General features: G+C 34.5%; 12 protein-coding genes. All 12 read left to right on the forward strand.

Annotated elements, in window-relative coordinates; all coding sequences use genetic code 11:
• Positions 1-111: 111 nt before the first annotated feature.
• The 12 genes from JQC67_RS07540 to JQC67_RS07595 all read left to right on the forward strand — a co-directional run bounded on the left by JQC67_RS07540 (position 112) and on the right by JQC67_RS07595 (position 20,397).
• Complete coding sequence (locus tag JQC67_RS07540; RefSeq protein ID WP_203252213.1) at positions 112-1,305, forward strand: acyl-CoA dehydrogenase family protein; 1,194 nt, start codon at positions 112-114, stop codon at positions 1,303-1,305.
• A gap of 56 nt (positions 1,306-1,361) precedes the next feature.
• Positions 1,362-3,785 carry a TonB-dependent receptor domain-containing protein gene (locus JQC67_RS07545; protein ID WP_203252214.1) on the forward strand — a complete coding sequence of 808 codons (2,424 nt, stop codon included), beginning with the start codon at positions 1,362-1,364 and terminating at the stop codon, positions 3,783-3,785.
• Between the two features lie 20 nt (positions 3,786-3,805).
• Positions 3,806-4,339, forward strand: a complete 534-nt coding sequence (locus JQC67_RS07550; RefSeq protein ID WP_203252215.1) for a dihydrofolate reductase family protein — start codon at positions 3,806-3,808, stop codon at positions 4,337-4,339.
• Positions 4,340-4,428: 89 nt separating this feature from the next.
• Entirely contained in the window at positions 4,429-5,349 is a 921-nt protein-coding gene (gene queG, locus JQC67_RS07555; RefSeq protein WP_203252216.1) for a tRNA epoxyqueuosine(34) reductase QueG, read from the forward strand.
• A gap of 163 nt (positions 5,350-5,512) precedes the next feature.
• Entirely contained in the window at positions 5,513-6,970 is a 1,458-nt protein-coding gene (gene gtfA, locus JQC67_RS07560) for a sucrose phosphorylase (RefSeq protein ID WP_203252217.1), read from the forward strand.
• 108 nt (positions 6,971-7,078) lie between these two features.
• Positions 7,079-8,398 carry an MFS transporter gene (locus JQC67_RS07565; RefSeq protein WP_203252218.1) on the forward strand — a complete coding sequence of 440 codons (1,320 nt, stop codon included), beginning with the start codon at positions 7,079-7,081 and terminating at the stop codon, positions 8,396-8,398.
• A 173-nt stretch (positions 8,399-8,571) separates the two neighbouring features.
• A complete protein-coding gene (locus tag JQC67_RS07570) occupies positions 8,572-10,866 on the forward strand; it encodes an NADP-dependent malic enzyme (protein WP_203252219.1) in 2,295 nt (764 codons plus the stop codon).
• Positions 10,867-10,937: 71 nt separating this feature from the next.
• A complete protein-coding gene (gene ruvA / locus JQC67_RS07575) occupies positions 10,938-11,519 on the forward strand; it encodes a Holliday junction branch migration protein RuvA (protein ID WP_203252220.1) in 582 nt (193 codons plus the stop codon).
• A gap of 5 nt (positions 11,520-11,524) precedes the next feature.
• Complete coding sequence (gene sov, locus JQC67_RS07580) at positions 11,525-18,700, forward strand: T9SS outer membrane translocon Sov/SprA (protein ID WP_203252221.1); 7,176 nt, start codon at positions 11,525-11,527, stop codon at positions 18,698-18,700.
• Positions 18,701-18,834: 134 nt separating this feature from the next.
• Positions 18,835-19,215 (forward strand): glycine cleavage system protein GcvH, encoded by a 381-nt coding sequence (gcvH, locus tag JQC67_RS07585; RefSeq protein ID WP_203252222.1) that lies wholly within the window; start codon positions 18,835-18,837, stop codon positions 19,213-19,215.
• On the forward strand, positions 19,187-19,615 hold the full coding sequence (locus tag JQC67_RS07590; RefSeq protein ID WP_203252223.1) for a VanZ family protein: 429 nt from the start codon (positions 19,187-19,189) through the stop codon (positions 19,613-19,615). Before gcvH ends, JQC67_RS07590 begins: the two co-directional genes overlap by 29 nt.
• A gap of 77 nt (positions 19,616-19,692) precedes the next feature.
• Positions 19,693-20,397, forward strand: coding sequence for an energy transducer TonB (locus JQC67_RS07595; protein WP_203252224.1), 705 nt, complete (start codon positions 19,693-19,695; stop codon positions 20,395-20,397).
• Positions 20,398-20,486: the final 89 nt, after the last annotated feature.

A 20,486-nucleotide genomic window follows, 5' to 3' on the forward strand; every position in this document is an offset into this window, starting at 1 on the left:
TAATCGCTTATTTCAAATATTGTTATACCTAAAAATTGAAATAACGGTATACAGATTCTTTGACAGAAATTAAATATTGTTTGTTAAAACATAATTTTAAAAAGACACACGATGAACACAAAAAGTAAAGATAAAATAGAACTCATAGAAAAATTCGAAACCATATTTGAAAACTGTGGTAAGCGAGCGGCACATTACGACGCCAATAATTTGTTTTTTCAAGAAGATTTTGATGAACTTAAAGATGCTGGGTATTTATTAATTGCGGTTCCCGAAGAATTTGGTGGCTATGGTATGTTGTTAGATGAGGTAGAACAAATCACTCGAAAATTAGCATATCACGCAGCCCCTACAGCGCTTGCCTTAAATATGCATGTATATTGGACAGGTCTCGTTGCAGATTTATGGCGAGCTGGTGATACTTCAATTCAATGGTTATTAGAAGAAGCAGGAAAAGGTAAAGTGTTTGCTGCTGGTCATGGCGAATCTGGTAATGATTCCCCCGGAACCTATTCTACATGTAAAGCTGAAAAAGTAGAGGGCGGGTATAAATTTACAGGTCATAAAATGTTTGGTAGTTTGACTCCTGTTTGGGATTATTTAGGTTTTCATGGGCAAGATAATAGTGATCCAGAAAACCCCTTAGTTGTACATGCTTTTATGCCTAGGGATGCTAAAAATTATGAAATAAAAAAATCTTGGGATGATGTTTTAGGTATGCGCGCTACACGTTCTGATGATACAATTTTGAATGGTGTATTTGTGCCAGATGCAATGATTGTTAGAAAACTTCCAACAGGTTTTAAAGGTATGGATGGTTTTGTGTTGGGTATATTCTGCTGGGCATTAATGGGTTTTGCAAATGTTTATTATGGTCTAGCGCAACGAGTCTTAAATATGGTTTTAGAGAAGCTTCCGCAGAAAAAATCAATTTCATTTGATCGCCCTTCAATGGCCTATAATGGGGTGATTCAACATGATGTAGGTGAAATGGTTATGGAAATTGAGGGTATCGGTCCTCATTTAGATACTGTTGCACGTGAATGGAGTGAGGGTAAAGATTATGGTCCTGCTTGGGGCGTTAAAATAGTTGCAGCTAAATGTCGCTCTGTCGAAGGTTCTTGGAAAGTGGTAGATAAGGCAATGGATATTATGGGAGGATATGGTTTACTGCATAAAGCGGGTTTTGAGCGTATGTTCCGAGATGCACGATTGGGTAAGATTCATCCTGCGAATGCTTATATCTCACGTGAGTTTCTAGCAAAAGCAATGTTAGGTATCGATCCAGACCTGCAGCCGAGGTAATATGAAATTAATATAACGGATTACTAAATCGAATTTTAATCTACAAGTTTTATAGAATGAAAGAGTTTTTGCTAACGTTGATTTTCGGAGCAATTATAAATTATGGATTTAGTCAGGAAATAAAAGGAACTGTGCACGATGAGATAGGTAATCCAATAGCATTTGCAAATGTATTACTACTTAAAACTTCAGATTCTACTTTGGTTATGGGTGCTATTACTGATGACAATGGTTCATTTACCCTTAAAAATGTTGAAGGAGGGAAATACATTGTCACAACAAGTATGGTTGGATTTAAAACAAATACATCAGATGAAATTAATTTTGAAAGTATTTCGGAATTAGAACTACCACCTTTTGTGCTATTCGAAGGAGTTGAGTTAGATGAAGTTACTGTGACGTCTAAAAAAAATCTATATGACCAAAAAATTGATCGAATGGTCATAAATGTGTCCAGCAGTATTTTATCGGTTGGTTCTTCTGCTCTTGAAATTTTAGAACGTACACCAGGAGTTCTTATTGATCGACAAAACAATGCTATTTCATTAGTGGGTAAGAGTGGCGTTGTAGTTATGATTAATGGTAAGCAAAGTTATATGCCAGCAACAAGTCTTGTACAGTTACTTCAAGGAATGAGCGCGAATAACATTGAAACTATTGAATTAATTACTACGCCACCAGCAAATTTTGATGCCGAAGGTAATGCCGGTTTTATAAATATTGTTCTTAAAGAACAGACGGATGTTGGTCTTAACGGTTCCTATGCATTATCATATGGGATTGGTAATGGGTCAATTACTTCTGATAATATCAATTTTAATTACAGAAAAGGCAAAATCAATCTTTTTGGAAATTATTCTTTTTTAAGAGATTCTCAAGGTCAATTCTTTGATTTTTATAGAAGGTATATTCGAGAAGATGGTGTTATAGTAGATATTTCAACAACAACAGATCGAAAACCAGTACAACGAAATCACGCCATTCGTGCAGGTTTAGATTATCAAGCATCAGACAATACTGTATTGGGGGTATTACTTTGGGCTAATGATAACAAATGGACAATGGAAGCCATTAACTTAAGTAATGAAGTAGAAAATGGCAGCCCCAGTTCATTTGTTGAGTTATTAAATACAGAGCGCAACCAGCTAGAACATTTTGGGTCGAGTTTTAATGTGAAACATAATTTTAATGATAATGAGAGTATCAATTTTGATTTTGATTATTTAAAATATCGAATGGAGAACCCAACGTTTTATACAAATAGCTTTTTTGATGCTGATAACAATTTTTTAAGGGAAGAGCTTACTCAAAGTGATAAGTCAACTCCAATTAACATAGTAGTAGGTAAATTGGATTATAATAATCAGCTTAGTGATAAGATAACACTTGATGCTGGAATGAAAGGGGCGTTTAACGATTTTGATAATGATGTATTGATTGGTACATTTCAAGGGCAGAATTTAGTTGAAGACCCCAGTCTTACTGATGTAAGTAATTTAGAAGAAAGAATACTTGCAGGATATGCTAATGTAGATTATTCTATTAATGAAAAAACCAGTTTGCAACTGGGGCTTCGTTATGAACATACCGATTCTGAATTAATTTCGGCAAAGCAAGGGAAAGTGGTAGATAGGTCGTTTGGTGAATTATTTCCAACAGCCTATTTATCGCATAAGATAAGTGATACCTTAGGATTAAATATGTCGTATGCTAGGAGGATAACAAGACCAAAATTTAATGATATGGCTCCATTTGTTATTTTTATAGATCCTACCACTTTTTTTTCTGGAAACCCTGCAGTACAACCTGCAATTTCTAATGCGTTTAAATTTGATGTCAACTATAAATCCATAATATTCTCAGCACAATATTCGATTGAAAAAGGAACTATTTCCAATTTTCAATCAAGGTTTGATGAAGAAAATCAGCGTTTAATTTTTGGCGCAACGAATTTAGATAATTCCAAAATTTTTACGCTAACATTAGGGCTTCCTATTACGGTAACCAATTGGTGGAAAATACAGAATAATATATCTTTTTTTAATACCAATATTTCCAATACTGTTAATGCTGCCGTATTTAAATTTAATAGAAATACGTTTAATATAAATCATACACAGTCATTTAACATGGCAAAAAACCTAACTTCAGAAATTAATTTTAACTATAATAGTCCATCAATAATGAGTTTTACAGGTACATCAATTTTGGAAGAGTATTATAGTGTAAATGTTGGAATTCAAAAAACATTTGGAGAAAAAGGTGGTGCGTTAGCGTTTAAAATAAATGATTTGTTTGATGCGGTAGCATGGACAGTTACAACCAATATACCAGAACAAAACCTAAATACAGTAAATACTTTTGATATTTTTAATCGCGTTTTTATGCTAACTTATACCAGAAGTTTTGGAAATAGTAAATTAAAATCTTCTAGACAACGCGGTACTGGTTCAGAGGAAGAAAAGAATAGGGTGCAATAAATTGTTTTTATAGCTATACAATGAAAAAAATCATTTACTACGTAGCAATTTCAATAGATGGTTTTATTGCAGGTCCTAATGAAGATATCAGTGGTTTTACCGCTGCTGGTGAAGGTGTAAATAAATATTTAGAAGATTTAAAAGATTTTAAAACCGTAATCATGGGTCGTAAAACCTATGAATTTGGTTATAAATATGGTTTGGTGCCTGGCCAGCCGGCATATCCTCACATGCAACATTATATTTTTTCATTTGGGTTACAATTCGAAAACCAAAGCGACCAAGTTCATGTTTGTAAATTAGATATCGATATCATAAAAAATCTAAAGCAAAAGTCCGAGACCGATATTTATATGTGTGGTGGTGGTAAGTTTGCGGGCTGGCTTTTAGAGAATGAACTGATAGATATCGTAAAAATAAAATTGAATCCACTTATTTTGGGTGATGGTATTCGATTGTTTGGTTCTTCGAAAAAACAATATCAATTAAAGTTAGTTGAAAGTGAATCATTTAATGATGGGCTAACAATCAATACATATCAAGTTAATTATTAAGCTAACCTCTTATAACGTACGTTAGAATGATTTAATAAGTACATGTTCAAGTTGCCTGTGCTCAGTGATATTGTCTTATTTTTATCCTCGTGAATTCTAAATTGAAATATTCTGAATTAATTAAAGCCGAAGCCAAGCGTCTCGGTTTTTTGTCATGTGGTATTTCCAAGGCAGAATTTTTAGAAGAAGAAGCCCCACGTTTAGAGAATTGGCTCAATAAGAATATGAATGGCGAAATGGGGTATATGCAAAACCATTTTGATAAAAGATTAGACCCTACCAAATTAGTAGATGGAGCAAAGTCTGTAGTTTCTTTGCTGCTCAATTATTATCCGGAAGAAGAGCAAACTGAAAACACCTTTAAAATTTCTAAGTACGCATATGGGCATGATTATCATCATGTTATAAAATCAAAATTAAAAGAACTTCAAGAGTATATTTCTGAAGAAATAGGTGAAGTAGGGGGGCGCGCTTTTGTAGATTCTGCACCGGTTTTAGATAAGGCTTGGGCGGCAAAAAGCGGACTTGGTTGGATTGGTAAGCACAGTAATTTACTAACGCAACAAGTGGGTTCGTTTTATTTTATTGCAGAGTTAATAATCGATTTAGAGTTAGACTATGATTCGCCGGTAACCGATCATTGTGGTAGCTGTACTGCGTGTATAGATTCTTGCCCAACTGAGGCAATTGTAGAGCCCTATGTAGTAGATGGCAGTAAATGTATTTCGTATTTTACAATAGAGTTGAAAAATGAAATTCCTACTTCTGTAAAGGGTCAGTTTGATGACTGGGTTTTTGGTTGTGATGTTTGCCAAGATGTCTGCCCTTGGAATCGTTTTTCAAAACCGCACAAAGAGCCACTCTTTAATCCACATCCTGAATTATTATCCATGACAAAAAAAGATTGGGAAGAAATTACAGAAGATGTTTTTAGAAAAATATTTCAAAAATCAGCTGTAAAAAGAACGAAATATTCTGGATTAAAACGAAATATTAAATTTCTCGATTAAGGTTTAGCTATCCTTTTAAAAATAGAAAATTCAGCACTTTTTTAGTCAAAATTCCAGATCTTAAAATTATTGATTAATACTACAAGGTTGTAGTTGTTATTTTTCAAATTATTAGAAAAATAACCCCATTTTTTTTCATAATATAGGGGTTACAACTAGTTTGATGAAGAATAAAATACAACTAATAACCTATGTAGATCGCCTAGGTTGTAAAAACATTGATGAGCTAAATTCATTAGTAGAAAATGAGTTTAAAGGATTATTTGGTGGCATTCACATACTACCATTTTTCAATCCTATTGACGGTGCAGATGCAGGCTTTGATCCTATCGATCATACGCAGGTTGATCCCAGAATTGGTGATTGGGAAAGTGTGAAAAAATTGACCCGAAATGTTGATGTGATGTCCGATTTAATCGTCAATCATATTTCTGCAAAATCAAAACAATTTCAAGACTACCTTTTAAATGGAAAGCAATCTGAATTTGCTGAGTTGATTTTAACCAAAGACAAGGTTTTTAAAACGGGAATCGACCCTGCTGATATTTTAAAAATATATAGACCTAGACCTGGTTCGCCATTTACTGATTTTGAATTAAGGGATGGTACTAAAGTTTCAGTTTGGACCACTTTTACAGCAAATCAAATAGATATTGATGTGCTTTCAAAAATGGGCGAGGCTTATTTAGAAAACATACTTGATACTTTTCATAAAGCTGGTATTACAATGATTCGTTTAGATGCTGCAGGTTATGCAATTAAAAAGCCAGGCACTTCATGTTTTATGATTGATGAGACCTATGAGTTTATTGCGAATTTGACGCAAAAAGCCAAATCAAAAGGGATAGAAGTTTTAGTTGAAATTCATTCATTTTATAAAACTCAAATTGAAATAGCAAAGCGTGTAGATTTCGTTTATGATTTTGCACTTCCGGTTTTGGTTTTAGATTGTCTTTTTAATAAAAGATCAACTAACTTAAAGAAATGGTTAGCGGTTGCACCTAAAAATGTAATTACTGTATTAGATACGCATGATGGAATCGGTATAGTAGATGTAGCAGGTGAAGCTGATATTTCTGGTTTAATTGCTGATGAAGATTTGGATCAAATTGTGGAACAAATTCATGTAAATAGTAAAGCTACAAGTAGAAAAGCTACTGGCGCAGCTGCTAGTAACTTAGATTTGTATCAGGTAAATTGTACGTATTTTGATGCTTTAGCGCAAGACGAGAAACAATATTTAATGGCACGTGCTATTCAGTTTTTTGTACCTGGTATTCCTCAAGTTTATTATGTTGGTTTATTAGCAGGCGCAAACGATATGGAGTTGTTATCACAGACAAATGTTGGCCGCGATATTAATCGGCATTATTTTACTAAAAGTGAAATTGACCAGATTCTAAAAACCGATATGTTTTTGAAAATGCAAAAATTAATGCAATTCAGAAATACGCATAATGCCTTTGATGGTGAATTTGAGATTATTGAAACGACAAATGATGTTCTAAATTTAAAATGGACGAACAACAATAGCTGGGCTGAATTATACATTAAGCTAAATTCAGCTGAGATGAAAATTAATTTTTCAGATGCAAGCGATAAAGTTTTGCAACTTTTTTAAAGCTAAAAGTCACTCGCAGTTATAACGATTCACAGTTTATTGAAAAATGAAGCTATTAAAAGTATTATCTTGTTAAGCACTATATAATTTAACCAAACCAATTACGTTATGAATATCATCAAGAAACCCAACTTAAGTTTTTGGCAGATTTTCAATATGAACGTTGGTTTTCTTGGTATACAGTTCAGTTTTGGTTTGCAACAAAGTGCAATTAATCCCATCTTTTTATTTTTAGGTGCAGAAGAAGAAATGCTTCCTATTTTAAATATTGCCGGACCCGTAACGGGGTTGATTATTCAGCCAATTATAGGTGCGATTTCTGATAAAACATGGTCGCCAAAATGGGGTAGAAGAAAACCATTTTTCTTGATTGGTGCCATTATCGGTAGTTTGTGTTTGTTTGCGTTTCCATTGAGTCCGGCCTTGTGGTTTGCAGTTGGTTTACTTTGGATATTAGATGTTGGTAACAATATGGCTATGGAGCCCTATCGTGCTTTTGTTGGTGATAAGTTGCCTAAAAAGCAATTGAGCATGGGGTATCAAATGCAGAGTCTTTTTGTAGGTGCTGGTATTGTTTTGGCAAATGCTTCAATTTTCTTATTTCAAGATTGGTTTGGTGGAGCGGTTGATGCTGTCGGAAGCATTCCGAAATGGTTGTATTATTCATTCTTTATAGGGTCCGTTTTATCGGTTGCTACAATTTTATGGTCTGTATTAAAGACGCCTGAAATTCCACCATCCGAAGAAGAAATGGAAGAAATTAATTCGCACAAAGCTTTGTCTTTTTTAGAACGATTTAAAATGCCATTTGTTGAGATTTCTAGTGCAATAAAAGCGATGCCTCTTTTCATGTGGAAACTATCGGCTGTTTATCTATTTCAATGGTATGCTTTGTTTGTGTATTGGCAATATATAACGCCAATGATACAGAAAACAATGGGTTTTGACTTGTCATCTGCAGCGGCACAAGCGGCAAAAATGAGTACGACTTATAATATTGCAACTATTGTGGTAGCACTAGCTTTGGTTCCCTTGACATTAAAATATGGAGGTAAAAAAATCTACGCTGCAAGCTTATTCGGTTCAGGAATTGCCTTGTTGAGTATACCTTATATTTCAGACCCAATTTACGTGTTGTTTCCGATGGTACTTTTTGGTATAGGTTGGGCCGCAATGATGGGAATACCGTACACTATGGTTTCTAAAATTGTACCACAAGACAGGCGTGGTGTTTATATGGGTATTTTGAATATGATGATTGTAATACCTATGGGAATTGAAACCTTAACCTTTGGTGCTATTTTTAAAAACTTCCTCGGTGGTGATGCTATTAATGCTATGCTTTTTGGTGGCGTATTTTTCGTAATCGCTGCAGTTTTATCATTCCGATTAAATATAAATGAAGCAGAACTTGATGCGCTACCCTAAATAGAATTCTACAGTACGCAATTATCAAAATTGAAATTTAAGTGGATAAAAATTCTTTTTTTTAAAGAATTTCTTCATCAGGTTTAAGTGTTTATAAAGATTCATTTAAGATTGATTTGGCGTGCCTTATATTGAATGTATTGTTCTAACTTTGTCAATCTAAATCTAGAATTATGGGTAATGAAAAGATGCGGCGTGAAGCGTTAATTTATCACGCAAAACCGCAACCGGGCAAAATTAAAATAGTACCTACAAAACCCTATGCCACGCAAAGAGATCTTGCATTGGCTTATTCTCCTGGTGTTGCTGAACCATGTTTAGAGATTCAAAAAGATAAAGAACTAGCTTATAGATATACCTCAAAAGGTAATATGGTTGCCATTATTTCTAATGGTACAGCGGTATTAGGTTTAGGTGATATTGGTCCTGAAGCTTCTAAGCCTGTAATGGAAGGTAAAGCTTTGTTGTTCAAGATTTTTTCTGATATAGATGGAATTGATATTGAAGTAGATACAAAAGACCCAGATAAATTTATAGAAACTGTAAAAATGATTGCACCAACTTTTGGTGGAATTAATTTGGAAGATATTAGTGCTCCTGCAGCATTTGAAATTGAAAGAAGGTTGAAAGCAGAACTAGATATTCCGGTGATGCATGATGATCAACACGGAACTGCAATTATTTCTGCGGCAGCACTTTTAAATGCTTTAGAGATAGCCGGAAAGAAAATTGGTGAAGTAAGAATTGTTGTTAGCGGAGCAGGAGCAGCAGCCGTTTCATGTACAAGACTTTATAAAAGTTTTGGTGCAAGTGATGACAATATTGTAATGCTAGATAGTAAAGGCGTTATTCGTAACGATCGTGAAAGTCTTTCGGTAGAAAAAGCAGAATTCAGCACAGATAGAAAAATAGACACTTTGGAAGATGCGATGAAAGACGCCGATGTTTTTATCGGACTTTCAATTGCTAATGTAGTTTCGCCAGCAATGTTATTGTCTATGGCTAAGAAGCCTATAGTTTTTGCAATGGCAAATCCGGATCCTGAAATTGAATATGAATTGGCTGTTACAACTAGGCCAGATGTTATTATGGCTACTGGTAGGTCAGATCATCCTAATCAAGTTAATAATGTTTTAGGTTTTCCATACATTTTTAGAGGAGCCCTAGATGTTAGAGCGACTTCAATTAATGAAGAAATGAAAAAAGCTGCAGTTGTGGCTTTAGCAAAATTGGCAAAAGAATCTGTGCCAGAGCAAGTGAATATTGCGTATGGTGAAACACGTTTGTCATTCGGTCAAGAATATATAATACCTAAACCTTTTGATCCAAGATTAATTATTGAAATTCCACCAGCAGTTGCAAAAGCAGCCATGGAAAGTGGTGTAGCAAAAAATCCTATTGTAGATTGGGAGAAGTATAAAGAAGAGCTTTGGTTGCGCTCAGGTAACGATAATAAAGTTGTGCGCATGTTGCACAATCGGGCAAAATCTAATCCGAAGAAAATTGTTTTTGCTGAGGCAGATCAGATGGATGTTCTAAGAGCAGCGCAGATTGTACATGAAGAAGGAATAGCAATTCCTATTTTATTGGGTAATAGTGAAACCATTTTAGATTTAAAAGAAGATCTAGAATTTGATGCTGATATTCAGATTATAGATTTGCAAATGAGTGAATCTTTAGCCAAGCGAAATGAATATGCTCAGAAACATTGGCAAGCAAGAAGGCGTCAGGGAATAACTTTATATAGTGCCAAATCAAGAATGCGTGAGCGAAATTATTTTGGTGCAATGATGGTTGCTGAAGGAGATGCTGATGGAATGATTTCAGGATATTCTAAAGCATATCCTAAGGTTGTGACTCCTGTTTTTGAAGTAATAGGACGCGCAACCGGAGTGAAGAAAGTTGCCACTGTAAATATTATGAACACACAACGTGGTCCGTTATTTTTAGCAGATACATCAATAAATATAGATCCAACAGCTGAAGAAATTGCTGAAATTGCGCAAATGACTGCTAACGTTGCTATCACATTTGGTTTTGAGCCAGTAATGGCTTTGGCATCGTATGCTAACTTCGGTTCATCTTCACACCCAAATGCCAAAAAGGTGCGTGAGGCAGTTCGTATTTTACATGAAAAGAATCCTGACTTAATTGTAGATGGTGAAGTGCAAATAGATTTTGCATTAAATCAAGAGTTGCATAAAAGTCGTTTCCCTTTTTCTAAGTTAGCAGGTAAAAGAGTAAATACATTAGTTTTTCCGAATTTAGAATCAGCGAATATTACTTATAAACTTTTAAAAGAGTTGAATGGTTCAGATTCTATTGGCCCAATAATGGTAGGTCTTAAAAAGGCGGTTCATGTAATGCAGTTAGGTGCTGGTGTTGATGAAATAGTTAACATGGCAGCAGTTGCAGTTATTGATTCGCAAGAAAGAGAAAAACGTAAAAAAGCAAGAAGCAAAAAGTAAGAAAGTGATTTTTGAGTTTATTATTTAAATTTAATTTTTGAACTTGATTTTTTTTCAACCAACAACGTAGTATGATTCATCACCTCAAAGGAAAATTAATTGAGAAAAACCCAACGCATTTAATAGTTGAATGCGGTGGTGTAGGTTATTTCGTTAATATTTCTTTGAATACATTTTCTAAAATACCTGATTCTGAAAGTGTTCAAGTTTATACACATTTACAAGTAAAAGAAGACTCGCATACGTTGTTTGGTTTTGCCGAAAAGAGTGAGCGAGAAATTTTTCGTTTACTATTATCGGTTTCAGGAATTGGGTCTAGTACAGCACGTACTATGTTGTCTTCATTGGCTCCTATTCAGATTCGTGATGCAATTGCAACAGGTGACGTGGCTACTATACAAAGTATTAAAGGTATAGGTGCAAAGACGGCGCAAAGGGTAATCTTGGATCTAAAAGACAAGATTTTAAAAATCTACAACATCGATGAAGTTTCCCTTTCATCGAACAATACAAATAGAGATGAAGCGTTATCTGCTTTAGAGGTTCTCGGCTTTGTAAGAAAGCAGGCTGAAAAGGCTGTTGACAAAGTACTTGGTCAAGAACCAACGCTGAGTGTTGAAGAGACAATTAAACAGGCGCTCAAAAATTTGTAGCAAGTTTGAAAAAAGGGGCAAAAAACCAACTTAAATATCCATTTAAGCTTATCTTTCTATCCGCCATTTTCTTAATGGTGAACGGTATTTCTTATTCGCAAGAAACCGAAGATACAGATGAGGCTGAACAAGAAGTTGATTCCGTAAAAACGGGATTCGCGCTTGGGCGCTTGAAAATGGATAATCCGCAAAGCATAGTTTCTAAGTACAATTATGACCCAACACTTGACGCTTATATTTATTCTGAAAAAGTAGGTGAATTTGATATTGGTTATCCTATTATATTAAGTCCTGAACAATATTTTGAATTAGTTCGTCAAGAAGGTATTAAAGATTATTTCAAGGAAAAATCTGATGCTTTTTCTGGTAAAAAAGAAGGAAGCGAAGAAGCAAGAAAAAACTTACTCCCTAACTTTTACATCAACAATAACTTTTTTGAATCCGTTTTTGGTGGAAATACTATAGAAGTAATTCCACAAGGTTCTGTCGCCATGGATTTAGGTGTTATTTGGCAGAAAAATGATAACCCTTCTTTATCTCCAAGAAACAGAACTAATCTTTCTTTTGATTTTGATCAGCGTATCAGTTTAAGTATGCTTGGTAAAATTGGAGAGCGCTTGCAAGTAACTGCTAATTATGATACTGAAGCAACTTTTGATTTTCAAAACATTGTAAAGTTAGATTATACGCCTACTGAAGATGATATTATTCAAAGTATTGAAGTTGGTAATGTAAATATGCCTTTGAATAGTTCATTAATTCAAGGAGCACAGAGCCTTTTTGGTGTAAAAACACAATTGCAATTTGGAAAAACGAAGGTAACTGCAGTTTTCTCAGAGCAGCGTTCACAGAATAATACGGTTGTTGCCCAAGGCGGTGGTACATTAAATGATTTCGCTTTGTATGCTGCTGATTATGACGAGAATAAACACTTTTTCTTATCACAATATTTTCGAGATGCGTATGATGATGCTTTAGAAAGTTATCCTTTTATACGTAGTCAAGTTCAGATTACGCGTTTAGAAGTATGGGTAACCAATAGAAGACAGCAAACGTTGAATGTGCGTAATGTTGTTGCAATACAAGATTTAGGTGAACCGAATCCGGATAACACAAGAATTGGTATTGCTAATGGGGATCCAGCTGGTTTCTTTAATGATTTGCCTACTGAATTACCACGAAATAGTAGTAATGATTATGATCCAAGCAAAATTGGTGCTGGCGGTATCTTAAATGATAAAATTAGAGATATAGCAACTGTCGAAAGTGGTTTTAATTTTACAGGTGGTTTTGTTGCTAATCAAGGTTTTGATTATGCAATTTTAGAGAATGCCCGAAAGTTAGAGCAGAATCGTGATTATACATTTAATACGCAATTGGGTTACATTTCATTGAATCAGCGTTTGAGTAATGATGAGGTTTTAGGTGTTGCATTTCAGTACACATACAATGGTCAAGTTTATCAAGTAGGTGAATTTGCGAATGGCGGAATTGACGCAACAACATTGTCGCAAGATGTTAACCCGATAATTGAAAATAATACCTTGGTTTTGAAACTTCTTAAAAGTAACATTACCAATATATCAGATCCTATATGGGATTTGATGATGAAAAATATATACGCAACCGGAGCTTTTCGTTTGAGCCAAGAAGATTTCAAATTGAATATTTTATATGAAGATCCAACGCCTAGAAATTATATTACTCCAGTTGACGATGCATCATGGCCTGATGGTTTAGAAGAAGATATTCTTTTAGATGTATTTAATCTTGATAGGCTTAATATTTATAATGATATACAGCCAGGTGGTGATGGTTTCTTTGATTTTGTTGAAGGTTTAACCATAAATTCAGATGGCGGCGAAATAATATTTACAACTGTTGAACCATTTGGAGAATACCTATATGATAGACTTGGTGGCGGTGGTGATTATGATAATGAAACTACATATAATAGTAACCAAGCAAAATACGTATTTAGAGATATGTATGAGCTTACAAAGGCTGCTGCACAACAAGAGCAAGAAAAAAACAAATTTCAATTAAAGGGTAGGTATAAGTCTGAAGGAAATAACGGAATTCCGATTGGTGCCTTCAATGTGCCACGAGGATCAGTTAGAGTTACTGCTGGTGGTCGTCAATTACAAGAGGGTATTGATTATACGGTGAATTATCAAGCGGGTACAGTTCAGATTTTAGATCCTAGCTTAGAAGCTTCAAATACACCTATTAATATTTCAGTTGAAAACAATGCTGTTTTTGGGCAACAAACACGCCGATTTACAGGAGTCAATGTTGAGCATCAATTCAATAAGAATTTTGTGATGGGTGCTACCTTGTTAAATTTAAATGAAAGACCACTTACACAAAAATCTAATTTTGGCGTAGAGCCTGTAAACAATACAATTTATGGTATGAACGGTAATTTCTCAACTGAGGTTCCGTTTTTAACGCGATTGGTGAATAAACTGCCAAATATTGATACAGATATTCCGTCAAATATTTCAATAAGAGGCGAGATAGCTGCGCTTAAACCCAATTCACCTAAAAATGCAGATTTTCAAGGTGAAACAACAACATATCTTGATGACTTTGAGGGTGCGCAAGCCTTAATTGATATTCGTGCTTCTTTAGGGTGGAGTTTAGCAAGTACGCCATTAGAATTTGTTGATGGTAATTTAAAGGGTGATTCGCCAACTTCTGCTCAAAATCTTGAAAATGGATTTGGAAGAGCAAAAATGGCTTGGTATACTATTGATCCCATCTTCTATACCAATCAACGTCCTGATGAAATCAGCGATAATGATATTTCTACCAATGAGACGCGACGAATTTTTATTGATGAGGTTTTCCCAAATAATGATATTGCGCAAGGACAAACTACTGTTCAAAGTACTTTAGATTTAGCGTATTATCCAAATGAAAGAGGGCCGTATAATGCATCGCCTATTGATAATACTATTGAAAGTTTTGAGTCAAGAACTGCAAATGATAAATGGGCCGGAATCATGCGTTCATTAAGTAGTACCGATTTTGAACAATCAAACGTTGAGTTTATTCAATTTTGGGTATTAGATCCTTATGTAGATGGTATCTCAAATAGCCCTGGTGAATTAGTACTTAATCTTGGTAATATCTCTGAAGATATTCTTAAAGATGGTAAAAAACAATATGAAAACGGATTGCCAGATGGTGATACTACTGAAACTCCAGCACCCACATCTTGGGGGCAGGTACCGCAAACACAGGCATTAGTTTATGCATTTGATGCTAGTGAAGCAAATAGGGCTTTGCAAGATGTAGGTTATGACGGCTTGAGTGATGCTGATGAAGCTGCTGTTTATAATAACCCAGGTGATGATCCAGCCTTAGATAATTTTCAATATTACCTGAATAGAACTGGTGGTATATTAGAACGATATAAAGATTTTAATAATCCTGATGGTAACTCACCGGTAGCAGTTAGTAATACAAATCGTGGTTCAACAACATTGCCAGATGTTGAAGATTTAGATCGCGATTTAACTATGAATACGGTGAATAGTTATTATGAATATCGCATTCCAATAAAACCAGGTGCTACTGAAAATGATAAGTATATAACCGATATTTTAGAGGAAAGAGAAACGCCTACATTGCCAAATGAAACAACAGTAAGACGTAGATGGATTCAGTATAAAATTCCGTTAAGTGATTTCTCAGATGCCGTAGGTGGTATCACTGATTTTAGGTCAATGAGCTTTATGCGAATGTACTTAACTGGCTTTAATAGTGATGTAGTTTTACGTTTTGCAACACTTGATTTAGTACGTGGTGATTGGCGAACATATACTAAAAACTTGCAAGATGATACCATTGATACAGACCCCTCAGATGACGGTACTTTAGTTGATGTGAATACCGTTAATATTGAAGAAAATAGTAATCGAAGTCCAGTGCCTTATGTGCTTCCTCCCGGAGTGATACGTGAGCAGTTAAATAATAACAATACTATTATTCGTCAAAACGAACAATCGCTATCTTTTAATTTTAGCAATTTAGAATCTGAAGATTCAAGAGGTGTTTTCAAAAATTTGAACATAGATATACGTCAGTATAAAAAATTAAAAATGTTCATTCATGCAGAGGAAATAGTTAGTACTGATTTTCCGGATGGCGAAAAACCAATTGTAGGTTTTCTTCGGATAGGAACTGACTTTTCTCAAAACTATTATCAAATAGAATTGCCGCTTGAATTCACTAATCCTGATGGCTCTTTGACTGATCGTGATATTTGGCCAGAAGCCAATGAATTAAATATAGAGTTAGCCCATCTGAATAAAGTAAAATCTTCAAGAATAAATAACAGACAGAATTCACCTTTGACTGAGGTTGAGTATTTTGATGTAGTAAATGGAGAAATCATTCCAGTAAATGAATTCGACCCAAGACCTGAAGGTAGTATACGTATCGGGTTAAAAGGTAATCCGTCTTTAGGAAGTATTCGTAGTATGATGGTGGGTGTCAAAAATACAGATGATTTACCGGCACGAGGTGAAGTGTGGTTTAATGAATTACGTTTAGCAGGTTTAGATAATGAAGGTGGTTGGGCGGCAATCCTAGCAGTAGATGGTAACATTGCCGATTTTGCAAATTTTTCAGCTACGGGGTCTACAAGTACTTCAGGTTTTGGTACTATAGATCAAATGCCAAACGAGCGTGCTAGAGAAGATGCAACCTCTTATGATTTGGTTACAAATGTGAATGTGGGACAATTGCTTCCGCCAAAATGGGGAGTACAATTACCTTTTAATTATGGTATATCCGAAGAAATTATTACTCCAGAATTTGATCCGGTTTATGATGATTTAAAATTAGATGACTTAATTGATACAGCTGAAACTCCCGAAGATGCCGCTAGAGTAAAAGAACAAGCTGAAGAGTATACCAAAAGAACAAGTATTAATTTAATTGGAGTTCGAAAAGATAGAGGTGAAGAAGCTGATGCTAATTTTTATGATATAGAGAATTTCACATTCAACTATTCATATAATGAAACAGAACACCGTGATTTTGAAATAGCTAGTTTACGAGATCAAGATGTGGCTACTGGTTTTGTGTATAGTCATAATTTTAAACCAGTTGAGGTAGCGCCTTTTGCAAAAAAGGATTCCATGTTAACTGGTAAATACTGGCAATGGCTTAAAGAGATAAATCTTAGTTTATTACCTGCAAGTATTTCACTGAATTCGAATATTAACCGACAGTTCAATCAGCAACGTTTTCGTGAGGTTTTTGAACCCGGTGTAGAGAAGTTAGAGCTTCCGTTTTTACAGCAACGTAATTACATGTTTGATTGGCAGTACAATGTCAATTATACGTTAACCAAGTCTATACGATTACAGCTTACGGGTTCAAACAATAATATCATTAGAAATTATTTTAATGAACCTGGTAATCCAGATTCAGATATTGATAAGACTTTAGGGCTATGGGATGGTTTCTTTGACATTGGTGAGCCTAACAGGCATGCCCAACAAATGCAATTGAATTATGAGCTGCCGTTTGCAAAAATACCAGCACTAGACTTTATAAATGCACAGTATACCTATACCAGTAATTTTGACTGGCAACGTGGTGGTGATGCATTATTAGAAGTTGCAGGTGAGAATATTAATACCGTACAAAATGCAAGTACACATAACTTAACCGCAGCCTTAACCTTGCAAAAGTTCTATGATCTTTTAGGTTTGAAAAAAGAAAGTGGAAAGTCTACAACTAGAAAAGCACCGGTTCGTAAAAGTGATGATGAGTCAAAGGCGAATAAAACAAAAGATAAGACAAGTGGCTTATTTAATACCGCTGTAGATATTGTGACGATGGTAAAGCGTTTGAATATTAATTACAATGAAAATAGTGGAAAAGTTTTACCGGGTTATACGCAATCTGTTGGTTTTATGGGTACGTTAAGACCATCAGTAGGTTTTGTTTTTGGTAGTCAGGCTGATGTTCGTTTTGAGGCAGCACGAAGAGGTTGGTTAACTGGTTTTGGAGAATTCAATCAACAATATTTAGAGAACACCAACAAACAATTAGATATTACAGCAACGGCGCAGCCTATGAAAGATTTGACAATTGATCTTATGGCCAATCGTCAATACTCTAACAGCTATCAAGAAACGTATGATATTAATGCTTGGAGTAGGGGGCAAAATTCTCTAATTAATGAATTGGGTAATTTCAGTATTTCTACTATGATGATAGGTACGTTCTTTTCAAAGAGCGATGAATTTAGGTCTGAAAATTTTGAGAAATTTAAAGAAAATAGAATAATAATAGCAAATAGGATAGAATCTGAAAGAGGTTTCCCTAGTGCTGGTGTAGGTGGTGATGGAGTAGATGATGATGGATATCCAGAACGTTTTGGTAAAACACAACAAGAGGTTTTATTACCAGCATTCTTTGCAGCATATTCTGGTCAAGACGCCGGTGATGTAAATATGGATTCTTTTAAGCAAATTCCGATTCCGAATTGGAATGTGAAGTATACCGGTCTGATGAAAAATAAATGGTTTAAAAAGAAATTCAAGCGTTTTTCTTTAAGTCATGGATATAAAGCTGTTTATAGTATTACATCATTTCAATCAAACCTAGAAAAGCAAAATGGTGATATAGATATTGAAACTCAAGATGTTTTGCCTGATAATATAATAGGTAACGTAACTATGATGGATATGTTTAATCCATTGGTGCGACTTGATTTTGAAATGCAAAATTCTGTTAGTGTTTTAGCAGAAGTACGATCAGACAGAATGTTGTCTTTGAGTTTTGATAATAATTTATTGACAGAGAACAATGGTAAAGAATATACACTTGGTCTTGGTTATCGCATAAAAGATGTACAAATGGTTACCAATATTGGTGGTAATAAAACACGTTTGAAAGGTGATTTAAACCTAAAGGCAGATATGACCATGCGAAATAATATTACCATCATTAGAAATTTTGATATTGATAATAATCAAATTACTTCTGGTCAAAACCTCTTTTCAATTAAGTTTACTGCAGATTATGCCTTAAGTAAAAACTTAAATGCGTTGTTCTTCTATGATCATTCATTTTCAAAGTTCGCTGTATCTACGGCCTTTCCACAGACTACAATCAATACCGGTTTTACATTACGATATAACTTCGGAAATTAATTTTCAGCTTATCAAGTAAAAACTACTAAAAAGTGTTCAAATAAAAATAATTGAATTAGTACTTCATACGCGATTATATTTTTTGAATACCTATTCATAATCCTTTACATTTGCTTCAAACAAATAAACTTAGGATGAATATACCCGCTGATTTAAAGTATACAAAGGATCATGAATGGATCAAAATAGAAGGTGATGTGGCTACAGTCGGTATTACTGATTTTGCGCAAAGTGAATTAGGTGATATTGTATATGTAGAAGTAGAAACTTTAGATGAGACTCTTAATCGTGAAGAAGTTTTTGGTACAGTAGAAGCTGTAAAAACAGTTTCTGACCTTTTTCAGCCTTTAAGCGGTGAGATTGTTGCTTTCAATGAAGCTTTAGAAGATGCTCCTGAAATAGTAAATTCAGATCCATACGGTGAAGGTTGGATGGTAAAAATCAAATTTAATAACCCTTCAGAGGTTGAAGATTTAATGAGTGCAGATGCTTACAAAGAGCTTGTGGGTGCCTAAAAAACCTTTTTTTACCATTGCTTTCTTTATTTGGTTAGTATTTGTTACTTATTCTAGTCTAGCTTCGTTTTCTGGTATTGATACAGATTCATATAGTTTTAATATACCCTATGCTGATAAAATAGTACATTTCATATTCTATTCTACAGCAGCGTTTTTGGGTGTTTTTAGTCTAAGAGAACAAAAAAAATGGTCAGTAAGTAAACGCAAGTCATTTGTGTTGTTGTTTGTTTTTACTGTAATATTTGGTATAATTATTGAGGTAATACAGTATAAATTTACAACGAATAGAGAAGGTGATATATTAGATGCTTTAGCCAATAGTTTAGGTGGTTTAATTGGTGTCTTAGTATGTAATTTCATATTTAGTAACAAGGGTTTATTAAAATGGGATACGTAACAATTTTAAATAGGGTGTTTAAATTTTGCATAAATAGAATTATTAATTAAATTAGCGAATACTAAATTCAATAGAAAATGGAACCAAAAAAGAATCCGGAAGCAGACCTCTCAAATAATAGTGGAATGTATTTTGTTATAGGCTTAGCCTTAGTAATGTTAATTACATGGCGTGCTTTGGAGTGGAAAACTTATGAAGATGATACGAATTATGACATTTCTATGAATGTTGATGATGACTTAGATGAAGAGGTTCCGATGACTGAGCAGATTAAAACGCCACCACCTCCACCACCTCCAGCAGCTCCTGAGATAATTGAAGTTGTAGAAGATGAGGTAGAAGTAGAAGAAACAGTTATTGAATCTACTGAAACTAGTCAAGAAGAAGAGATTATTGAAGTTGAAGATGTTGCTGTTGAAGAAGTTGATGAAGATTTAGATGTGCCTTTCGCAGTTATTGAAGATGTACCTGTATTTCCAGGGTGTGAAGGTGAGTCTGATAAAAGAGCTTGTTTTCAAAAAATGATGCAGAAGCATATTGGTAAAAACTTCCGTTATCCTGAAATTGCTCAAGAAATGGGTGTTCAAGGTAGAGTAAGTGTAATGTTTACTATTCAAAAGGATGGAAGTATTGGTAACGTTAGAATGCGTGGGCCAGATAAAAACTTAGAGAAAGAAGCAGCTAGAATTATTGGTAAGCTTCCAAAAATGACTCCGGGTAAACAAAGAGGACGTGCTGTACGTGTACCATTTAGTATTCCTATTACTTTTAAATTACAATAAACTACTAACTGTTTAATCAGTTTAATAGAAAATATTGAAACCCTGATGTGATACACATCAGGGTTTTTTGTTTTTACTTCTTTTATTGG

The organism is Aurantibacter crassamenti (assembly GCF_016811105.1).
Classification (GTDB): Bacteria; Bacteroidota; Bacteroidia; order Flavobacteriales; family Flavobacteriaceae; genus Aurantibacter_A; species Aurantibacter_A crassamenti.